At 47.0% G+C, this 10,460-nt stretch carries 7 protein-coding genes; 6 read left to right on the top strand and 1 reads right to left on the bottom strand.

Going from position 1 to position 10,460, the window contains the following annotated elements:
* From B7C60_RS19490 to B7C60_RS14370, 4 genes are all read left to right on the top strand, one after another.
* Positions 1–595 (top strand): amino acid ABC transporter permease (locus B7C60_RS19490; protein ID WP_245869496.1); only part of this gene is annotated, 595 nt, incomplete at its 5' end.
* Positions 592–1,485: an alpha/beta hydrolase gene (locus tag B7C60_RS14380; protein ID WP_099612256.1), complete on the top strand. Its 894-nt coding sequence runs from the start codon at positions 592–594 to the stop codon at positions 1,483–1,485. The genes B7C60_RS19490 and B7C60_RS14380, both read left to right, overlap by 4 nt.
* Positions 1,486–1,710: 225 nt before the next feature.
* Entirely contained in the window at positions 1,711–5,931 is a 4,221-nt protein-coding gene (locus B7C60_RS14375) for an ankyrin repeat domain-containing protein (RefSeq protein WP_099612255.1), read from the top strand.
* 1 nt (position 5,932) lies between these two features.
* A complete protein-coding gene (locus B7C60_RS14370) occupies positions 5,933–6,757 on the top strand; it encodes a hypothetical protein (RefSeq protein WP_099612254.1) in 825 nt (274 codons plus the stop codon).
* Between the two features lie 126 nt (positions 6,758–6,883).
* Here the strand turns inward: B7C60_RS14370 and B7C60_RS14365 are convergent, their stop codons facing one another.
* Entirely contained in the window at positions 6,884–7,558 is a 675-nt protein-coding gene (locus B7C60_RS14365; RefSeq protein ID WP_099612253.1) for a fructose-6-phosphate aldolase, read from the bottom strand.
* A gap of 224 nt (positions 7,559–7,782) precedes the next feature.
* Between B7C60_RS14365 and B7C60_RS14360 the strand changes: the two genes are divergently transcribed.
* Together B7C60_RS14360 and B7C60_RS14355 are read left to right on the top strand one after the other, a co-directional pair.
* Positions 7,783–8,712 (top strand): glycyl-radical enzyme activating protein, encoded by a 930-nt coding sequence (locus tag B7C60_RS14360; RefSeq protein ID WP_099612252.1) that lies wholly within the window; start codon positions 7,783–7,785, stop codon positions 8,710–8,712.
* 2 nt (positions 8,713–8,714) lie between these two features.
* Positions 8,715–10,460 (top strand): formate C-acetyltransferase/glycerol dehydratase family glycyl radical enzyme (locus tag B7C60_RS14355; protein ID WP_245869494.1); only part of this gene is annotated, 1,746 nt, incomplete at its 3' end.

Below are 10,460 nucleotides of genomic sequence, written 5' to 3'. Positions count from 1 at the left end.
CCGTCCCCCCGCCAATGCGTTTATTCAATTAGTGCGCAATATTCCACCATTGGTCTTTGTCTTCATTTTCTATTTTTTTATCTCCAACCAATTAATTCCTCTGTTGGGTTTAGAAAATCTGCTGCGCCACTATCGCGGACAGCCCAACATGATTCAATATGTCTTGTTTGGCCCAGCCAACCTCTGGGAAAATCTAGCCTCTGGAGTCATTTGTGTCGGCTTACTCTCCTCCGCTTATATTGCCGAGGTCGTGCGTGGTGGTTTGCAAAGTATCGACAATGGTCAATGGGAAGCCGCCGATTCACTCGGCCTGTCTCGTTGGGTAACCTATCGATTTGTCATCGCGCCTCAAGTCATTAAAGCCATCACTCCGGCACTTGCAGGTCAAACTATTTCGCTAGTCAAAGACACATCGATTGTTTCGTTGATTTCGATTCAGGAAATGACCTTCGTGGGTACCGAAATGGCAAACTCATCTGGCTACATTTTCGAAATTTGGCTTATTGTTGGCTTCACCTACTTGCTTATTTGTTTGAGTCTCTCACTCTATTTTCGTTACATAGAGAAACGATCACACTTGGGATCGGATCGATGAGTAATCTGACCGTTTTTTTAGCTATCGTTGTTATTGTTGCCGGGTTCGCCTTTTGGCTGCATCTGGCTTTTCGTGTGCCTAAATCTTGCCAACAAGTGACTCCTGAGTCACTCGGTTTACATTCAACCGCGTGTTCAGTTCCAGCTGAAAACGGCAAATATTTAGCAACATGGTTACTCGAGCCGAAATCCTCTGTCCTGTCTGATACAACCGTAATCATCGTGCATGGCTGGGGAGCGAATAAAAGTCTTATGCTACCTCTGGCTAAACCTTTTTATGATCTCGGCGTCAACGTCTGTTTGTTTGATTCTCGCAACCACGGCAATAGTGAATCGGATAGTTTTTCTTCCATGCCGAAATTCGCTAGCGATATTGAATCGGTTCACCGGTATCTTTCACAACACCATCCACACCAGATGCGTTCGGTCTTTCTTCTTGGCCATTCTGTGGGTGCAGGAGCAGTGCTGTTGGCCGCATCAAGAAAACTACCGCTTAATGGCGTGATAAGTATTGCGGCATTTGCCCACCCAGAACTCGCGATGCGGCGTTTTTTGCATAAATTAACCAATGTCCCTGCACTGATACCTTTGATTCTTGCTTACGTTGAGTGGATCATCGGCTACAAATTCGAGCAAATTGCTCCGATGAATACCATTCAAAAAGTAACGTCTGCGTTAATGATTGTACACGGCAATGCGGATAAGACCGTACCGATTGAAGACGGCTATCTTATTTATCAGCAAGCAAAAAAAGGAATCTCGCAACAAATACGCTTTCTGGAAATTGATGGAGCCGATCATGATGGCGTGGAAAAGATTGAGCTGCACAAGCAAGAGCTGACCGATTTTGTCCTGCACAATAGGAAAAGATCTGAAGAGCAAAACCTCTGAAGATTTGAAGACTACCATCTAATAATCAGCCAATCGAATAAGCAGCTCCTGACGAGGAAAATCGAGCAAGATAAAACACTAGACAGATCTTAAGGCCTTCATTACAATCACAAAATATGCAAATCATTGTATCGCACCAAGATGCTCATCCAATAAACAAAATACATCGCAATCCAATCACGCCCGCAAGACACTCATGTCACGACAACCTCAAGAGATCAATTAATGGGACATTTTACTGAAGATAACCACAGCTTAGGTGGCACGCTCAAGGATCATATTCTCAATCGGGATCTGGTTGCTATCAGCCAAGTGGTCAACCCTAACAATGTCAATAACAAGCTTGTTCAGGACGGAATTCACCATAGCCGACCACTCGATTTTGCCCTAGAACAGGCCAATCCCGAACTCGATAGAGTTGTTCAGCACCTACTCAAACTGGGTGCCAGCATTAATCACTTACTCGACAAGCAGCGTAAGCCCAATCATGTGTTACAGCGCGCACTGCGCTCGGGCGAGATGGTGCGTATGCTTAGCGAGCAGGGGGTCAATCTCAACATTATTTGGCAAAGAGAGTTTAATCTCTTGTCACTAGCCACCTGCCGTGGTGACTATCGAATGGTCAAGGCCGTGTTGGAACAGCAACTGCCACTGTTAGATGATGAATGTTTCTTCTGGCATTGCTTCAGTCGCAACCCTGCTCTGGAACCACAAACCGTGCAATTGCTGCTCTCTCACGGCATCGCATATCAAGGCAGTGAAGAACGAGAATATTGTGACTCACTCCTATTTCAATTATTCAATGCTCCGATGCCAGAGCAGAAAATACTCGCCATATTCAATATGCTAATCGAGCAGAAATACCACTACGACTTAGAGCGAGGTTACTCGGCTTCTGGTGAGACTTTACTGGCAATGGCGATAAAAAATGGCCAACGCCTAATCTTGACTCGACTCGTAGAGCTAGGAGCAGATATCGACCACTATCAACCAGAGGTCGCGCGTATGCTACTAACCAAAGATCAGTTGCTGTCCCGTTTGATACTTGATGAGAGTCTGGATCTGTTTTCTGCCGATGCGAACGAGGTTGAGCGCTATCTTACCATCCAAGCCGATTTCAGTGGCAAGCCTGTGGTCGGCCCAATTTTGTGTCACTCCAACTTATCATCTAGCCAGCGCTGTCAACTTGCTGAGTTAGCGATAGCCAAAGGCGCTGAGGTTAACCAAGCGTTCGCTTTCACCACCGCTGGTGGCACTGAACTCTTCTGTACTCCGCTCTATGCTTTATGTTCTATGGGGCAGAATAGGTTGGATGAAGTTGCCCTGTTACTACGCCATGGTGCAGAGGATCCCCATGATCATCGAAGTGCCCTATTTCTAACCATCGAACGCGCTCAGCTTGACCAACTCAACGTACTGTTGCAAGGCGGAATTACCCCTAACTTTGCCCTACGCGGCAAACCTGTCAATGAAAACTGCCGTATGAATGATGAATTGTGGATAAGCCATTTCTATCCAAGTCATCTCAGGGTAAAACCCAACTTGGCACAAAAGTCAGCCATGTTCAACATGCTGTTAGAGGCTGGATTAAGCAGCCTACTGCAAACCGATTCCGGCTGGACAGCTCTGGATATTGCCTTACTTCATAAAGACGCTGAGTTTGTACAACAAATGCTAACTCACGGTTTTCAACCACCATTGAGTGCCCACACCTTGAACTGGGCGTTCGAATACTGCTGCGATCTGCCCACACTGGAGGCCTTAATCGCCTTAAGTGAGAGTCCGGTTGAAATTACTCCCGAAATGGTCTCTGGTTATTTCCATTATTTTGCCAACAAACCTGAGGAAACCGCTCAAGATCGCGCAGCGATTTTTGAACTGTTACTCAATCTAGGGTTAGATCTGCAACAACAATATGATGAAGGTTCACTACTCGAATTGGCCATTCACACCCGCAACGAGCCAATAATACGGCGACTGCTGCAACTCAAACAGCCATTCCCGTTTCCAGCAGATGCCGTCGCTTCAGCGATACACTTTCTGCGAGATCCACAACTTGTGGGCGATATCGTTGCTCTGTATCCCGATTACCAACTGGCCGATGTGCATCAAAGCTTTTCCGGCAATCACAAAGCCCCAGCAACCGCGATTACTCTAGCACTGCACAAAAAATGCTGGTCTTTAGCCCAATATCTACTGCAACGCTTCCCCACGATGCGCGCATGGACCGAGGTGCGTTGGCTTGCTGAAGATGTTCTCTGGGAGCTTAAAGAGGACGGCTTGGAGCTGTTCCGGGTACTCATAGAGCGCGAACAAGATCTCGATCGTCTCTGTTTTGATGGTGACGACAGCTGCCGGTGGAGTTTATTGTATCTGCTCTGTTTCCGCTATGCGAGATGCAAACAAAACAAACAACTCTATCTTAATGCGGTGGAGATTTTGCTCGAAGCTGGTGCAGCTGTCGATCAACCTTATGCCATCCATGTTGAACATACGCCCACCAATCCCGATATCACCCACCTTTTCTCTTGTATCCTCAGTGATGCGGACAATGACTTTGAATACTGCCGTCCCATGTTTGATCTACTTATCGATTATGGTGTCGACCCGACTCGCCCGGTGGGACAGTTCCAAGAATCTGGAATCATGAGTTCAGTACAACGATATCCTTCTTCGATCAATGAAGAAACCAGCCTAAAATTCGTTCGCTATCTGTGGCAAAGAACAGGATTTAATATCCATGAAGTCAATCAGCTTGGGAATAACCTGATCTTTGCTGCCGCCATGCCAGGGCGTGCTGAACTCTTACGTTGGTTTGCTGAGCATGGTGCTGACATCCATCATGTCGGCGGATTCGATCATTCCAATGCGATGCATAAATGTTTGTCCAACTATTCAGACGTCAACCCAATCGATCGTGCTAATACCGTATTAGCCCTATTGGAGCTGGGGGTGGATCTTGAGGTTCTAGATCCTGATCCAGATTCCAGAGCGACGCCGCTGATGACAGCTTGTACCTTTGGTATCCAGTCTTGCATTGACCTATTACTCAAGCGTGGAGCAGATATCAATGCCGTCTCACCTTTGGGTGACACCCCACTGCTAGCGGCTATCACCAGTCAATACTGCTACGATGCTCACTCTTCTATCGAAGCCAACAAAAAGGGATTAGTCACTCAACTGGTGAAGCGAGGAGCCAAAATCAATAGTCTGACCTCTGGACGCCACCATCCCTTGTTAGAGGCCGCCTTCGCCAATCGGCCTGGAATCTTTGAATGCTTGCTCGAACTTGGAGCCGATCCTTGGATGATCGATCCCAATCTCAAGTCAGAATCCTCATCGAATATCGGATTTGCCAAACCCCAGACCCCCGATGCTAATGGGATGAATCCGTTGGGCTTCCTGTTGATGCATGGTGAACAAGCCAGTCATTATTTACAGCTCATCGCTGGTTACTATGGTGATGCGGTGATCGCCTCTGGAATAGCCGACCTTGAAGCCATGCGACCACCGGTGTGCCCAGCAGATGCGGCAACAAAGCTGGCCGAATTCAACAAACCGAAGTCCCAAGCGCCACAAACGCAAGGCGCGATGCCCCAAGCCAGTGTCGGCTTTAAAGATCACGAAACGCGACTTCAATTCCGCCGTATTGTCCGTCAATCGGTGACCTTGCTGGGAGTCAGCTTTCGCTTGGATCTGGAATTTTCCGAAACCCGAGCCCTCGGTGCGGCTATCGAGGCTCAGTGTCCTAATGCCAATATGGATAATGCCGTCAACTGGCAACGCTTTATCAGCGCCGTATTCAATCAAACGTCGCCAGAGCTAGCACAAGCATTACAAACCAATGACGAGGAGACGCAGTGTATCTTCGAGGTCGATCCCAATAAAATCGCAAGCCTGCCCCAAATTCAGGCTTTGGAGCAGTTATTCCGTGAGCTGTTTGCGACCCCAAGAGCGGTGCTCAATGCTCTTGAACAAGTGCAACATGAGATTGAGTGGCAAACCGTTAGCGCGACTTCTTCAACTCTCAACCAGGCCACAGAAACACCAATAACCACTCCAGATGACGTCGTCCCCTTGGATCTGCGCGAGATATACCAGATCATGGCCAACTTCGGTTTTGTTAACGTCATTTTCAAATTAGATTCAACCAGTATGCAACAGCTGGCCAACCGCATACAGAGTGTGTTACCTCTCAAAATGGATGCTGAAGACTGGAAAAAAATTATCCAAGCCCTCTGTTACAGCCAATTGGGCGATTTGACTAAATACATCTCCTTTGAAGCCATCGGCAACCACTTTCGAGTAGTACTTGAAGATGAACCTGGAGTCAAACATGAACTGGTAAAAAACTTCCGTCAGATGCTACAGCAACTGTTCCATACCGAGCAGAGCTTCGTAGAACAGGTGATGACAATACGCCAACATTTGCTGGCTGACGCCTGATATGCGAGTGATCACCCGTCTGCTTTATGCCTTAGTAATTTCGCTTTTCTGGCTAGTCGCTGCACGCTACTATGTACCGGCCAAATTAGCAGGGTTCAAAGCCGCTAGGATTTGTCGACGCCATTTTGCTGCCAACCTCAAAGTAACTAACTGCCACACCGCTTGCGTCGGTGGCGAGCTAGTACCCCGCAAGGGGTACTACACCTTGCGGCTTTACCACCAGACTTGGGGTGAACACCTCTCTTTATACTGGTTAAAACGTCAAGAGATGTCGGCTGACCATTTCTCACAGGCATTGGCAAAGCTGCACGCTCAAATCCAAGCAGAACGGACAAGGCTTGCTGAGTTATCGACTCAGCTTGGTAGTCCATTATGGTTATTACGTAATCATCATGCGAACGAACTTCACCAGCAACAAATCTTACTGCTGATGCCACCAGAAACGCCCCAAGCTCTGACCCCTTGGCTGAAACGTTTGGCTCGCTTACTGCTGGATAACCCAGATTGCTGCGCTTACCTGATCTCAAAAGAGCAGCAAGTCAATTTGGCAAATCGGTTGGAGCCGGCCTTACTGACTGAGCGGTTAGGGGAAAATGTCCGTCTTAAATATGGCATTCCAGGACACAAAATAACGACAGGAGGCTTCTGTCCCTATCGCTTGATTGAGGCGCAGAGTTGCCTGAAACTCTATCGACCTCAGAATTTTGGCAAACTACAACCAGAAATTTCGGGCATAATCCCTCAAACGCTCTCTTTGGATCACGCGCTTTTGCGTCAGGCATTTCCCTCGCTGTTTATCTGGCCACTTTCCCCGCCATCAGAATGATTCAGGTTTCTATCTCATGGCTGGCCAGCCTCACTCGGCAAACAAAAAGGTCCTGCAAAATAGTCGAGTGTCCATCGAGCCGGATCAAGCTCAGACATTCAATAGACACGCAAGTCAATAGACCGACTAACTTTCAAATGAAAGTTTCTCGCCGAACGTATCTTTCCAGTCTTTATCGAACTGCTCAACCGCTGGTTTTACTGCTGGGTGAGCGAACATTTGCGCTGCCACATCGGTCGGTAGCGTAATCGCTTCAATACCCAGTTTCATCACTGCCATCGCTTGCTGAGTATTCTTAAAGCTAGCAGCCAAAATCTTCGCCGGTAGTTGGTTTTGATCCAACAGCAATTGAAGGTCTGCAACCACTTCAACACCATTACCGTTCATCGCATCAATACGGTTGATATAAGGGGCTAAGTAGTCAGCACCACACAGTGCCGCAAGGAAACCTTGTTGAGCCGAGTAAATCGCCGTCGCAAGAACCTGAATTCCTTCTTTTTTCATCAACTTAATTGCAGCTAATCCCGTTTCTGTTGCAGGCACTTTTACCACCATATCATAAGGCAATTCATGGAGTTGGCGCGCTTCTGCAACCATACCTTCAACCGTAGAACTGACCACCTGAGCATGAAAGCGAGCATGACTGCCAAGGGCTTCTTGCATGCCGGCGAGGGTGTCATTGAGCCCCTGTTTTGACTTTGCCAAAATGCTTGGGTTAGTTGTCACACCTTTTAGCGGTAAGCACTGGTTAAAACGTTTCACTTCTGCCACATCAGCCGTATCTAAATAAAGTTCAATCATGGTTCCCACCTTAAAACAATCTCTTCGTTTTGATGATGGGATCACTATAGATCCGACAATCGAACAAGATGTTGATTTGGATCAATTGAAATTTCATTTGAAACAATCTAATTTCACAATATGAAAGATTGATGCAGTGGATACACACGTAAATAAAGCGATTAACCAACGAAAAGTGGCCCATAAGTGTCAACCGCGAAGCGTAATCCAAGAGGTAAGCAGAAATGTATTTTAATATTCAGAGATTCTCTACCCATGATGGTGACGGCATTCGTTCCATTCTTTTTCTTAAAGGGTGCAGTTTGTCTTGCCCTTGGTGCCAAAATCCAGAAAGCCGCAGCGAAAAACGCTCGTTATTTTTTGATCCACGAAGCTGTATGGCAGATTGCCAACTGTGTGTCTCTGCTTATCAAGCGACAGTAAACGATGACGAACTGAATGATGGCATTCGACGTCTTAATCACCAGATCACCATCAATCGTCAAGCAATCACAGACGATCAACTGATTGCGCTGCAAAATGTTTGTCCGACTCAAGCACTCAGTGTATGTGGAGAAGAAACACAATCAGACGAACTGTTTAAGCTATTAATGAAAGACAAGCCTTTCTATGACCAAAGCCAAGGCGGTGTGACATTCTCGGGAGGTGAGCCATTAATGCAAGCCGATTTAGTCGCCGAACTCGCACAACGTTTACAGAGCAATCAAGTCGCTACCGCGATTGAATCGTGCATGCATGTACCATGGAAGAATGTGGCAAAAGTGGCCCCACACATCGATTGCTGGCTCGCAGATCTAAAGCATACCGATGAAGAAAAATTTCTTAGCTGGGCCAAAGGTTCACTAAAACGCATCAAAGACAATTTCCAAAAACTGGCTCCCATCGCCAAGCGGATTGTGATTCGCGTGCCCGTTGTGCCGGGTTTTAACGACACCCTCGAAGAGTTACACAACATCATCGATTTTGCCGCTTCACTAACAAGCTGCCAAGAACTTCATTTGCTGCCGTACCACACACTCGGCATCAATAAATACCGTTTGCTCGATATGCCGTACCTGTGTTCTGACAAACCATTAAACAAGCCAGAACTGCTAGAAAGCGCCATGCAATACGCAAGCGATCATACTCAACTCAACGTGATTGTAAGAGGTTAACCATGAATCTGAATACCCTTCCTGAGCGTATCAAAGCGCACAAATCGGCCCTGATCAATATCGTCACACCACCTATCTGTACCGAGCGTGCTGAGGCCTACACTCGTGCTTATCAGGCCAATGAGGATAAACCTGTGATTGTCCAGCGTGCATTAGCACTCCAAGAGCACTTACGGACTCGTACCATTTGGATTAAACATGATGAACTGATTGTCGGTAACCAAGCAAGCAAAGTCCGTGCAGCACCTATCTTCCCTGAATACACCGTACGTTGGATTGAAGCAGAAATCGATGAACTGGCCGATCGCCCAGGCGCGGGTTTTGCTGTCACCGAACAAGACAAACAACGCATCCATACGATGACACCGTACTGGCGCGGTAAAACGGTTCAAGACCGTTGCTATGGGTTATTTACCGATGAGCAGCAAAAGATCTTAGCCAGCAGCATCATCAAAGCCGAAGGGAATATGACATCTGGTGACGCTCACCTAGCCGTTGATAATGAGAAAATCCTTAAACTCGGGATGAATGGGCTATTAGACGAGGTTCGTCAGCATCGCGCCAATAATGATGTCTCGACCTTTGAAGGGTTAAAAAAAGAGCAGTTCTATAAATCTGTCGAAATCGTGTTGCTGGCGATTCAAGAGCACATGGTAAGTTACGCTGATCTTGCGCAAAAAATGGCAATAAGCGAAACACGACCAGAGAGAGCAAAGGAACTAGAGACAATCTCACACATCTGTCGTCATGTTGCCTACCATGCCCCAACCAACTTTTGGCAAGCACTGCAATTGAGCTATTTTGTGCAGTTGATGTTGCAAATTGAGTCGAACGGCCACTCGGTATCATTTGGTCGGATGGATCAATACCTCAACGACTACTACGTACGTGATCTTGAACATGGCCTAATGAGCAAAGCTTTCGCCCTTGAACTATTGCAAAGCTGCTGGTTAAAGCTGCTTGAAGTGAACAAAATTCGCTCCGGCGCGCACTCCAAAGCCTCAGCAGGATCGCCGCTTTATCAAAACGTCTGTATCGGCGGTCAGAAGTTAAATGAAAATGGTGAGCCAGAAGATGCTGTCAATCCTCTGTCTTGGGCGATTTTGGAATCTTGTGGTCAGCTTCGTTCGACGCAACCTAACTTGAGTGTGCGTTATCATGAAGGTTTGAACCAAGCGTTCTTGATGGGCTGCATTGACGTGATTAAATGTGGCTTTGGTATGCCTGCCTTTAACAACGATGAAATTGTGATTCCTGAATTCATCAAGCTGGGCGTAGAGAAACAAGACGCTTATAACTACGCATCTATCGGCTGTATCGAAACGGCGGTTCCGGGCAAATGGGGTTACCGTTGTACCGGTATGAGCTTTATTAACTTTGCGCGTATCCTGCTGGCCGCGCTGAACGAAGGTATAGATGCGACAACCGGTCACGCTTTCTTACCACACGATAAGTCTTTGGCAAAAGGCAATTTCGAGAACTTTGAACAAGTGACCGCCTCTTGGGCTGAACAAATCCGTTACTACATGCGTAAATCGATTGAGATCGATACCGTAGTCGATAGTGTGCTTGAACAACAAGCGCAAGACATCTTCTGTTCAACGCTGGTAGACGATTGTTTAGCTCGTGGTAAAACCGTCAAAGAAGGCGGCGCAAAATACGATTGGGTATCTGGTTTACAAGTGGGAATCGCAAACTTGGGAAACAGCCTAGCGGCAATCAAACACCTTGTTTTCGATGAGGCGCAA

The organism is Vibrio fujianensis, from assembly GCF_002749895.1.
GTDB lineage: Bacteria > Pseudomonadota > Gammaproteobacteria > Enterobacterales > Vibrionaceae > Vibrio > Vibrio fujianensis.
This window is presented reverse-complemented; position numbering and strand designations above follow the sequence as displayed.

What these genes read in the sequence shown, in the direction of transcription:
- B7C60_RS14365 (WP_099612253.1), bottom strand. Translation starts at nt 7,558, where the DNA reads ATGATTGAACTTTATTTAGATACGGCTGATGTGGCAGAAGTGAAACGT.
- B7C60_RS14360 (WP_099612252.1), top strand. Translation starts at nt 7,783, where the DNA reads ATGTATTTTAATATTCAGAGATTCTCTACCCATGATGGTGACGGCATT.
- B7C60_RS14375 (WP_099612255.1), top strand. Translation starts at nt 1,711, where the DNA reads ATGGGACATTTTACTGAAGATAACCACAGCTTAGGTGGCACGCTCAAG.
- B7C60_RS14380 (WP_099612256.1), top strand. Translation starts at nt 592, where the DNA reads ATGAGTAATCTGACCGTTTTTTTAGCTATCGTTGTTATTGTTGCCGGG.
- B7C60_RS14370 (WP_099612254.1), top strand. Translation starts at nt 5,933, where the DNA reads ATGCGAGTGATCACCCGTCTGCTTTATGCCTTAGTAATTTCGCTTTTC.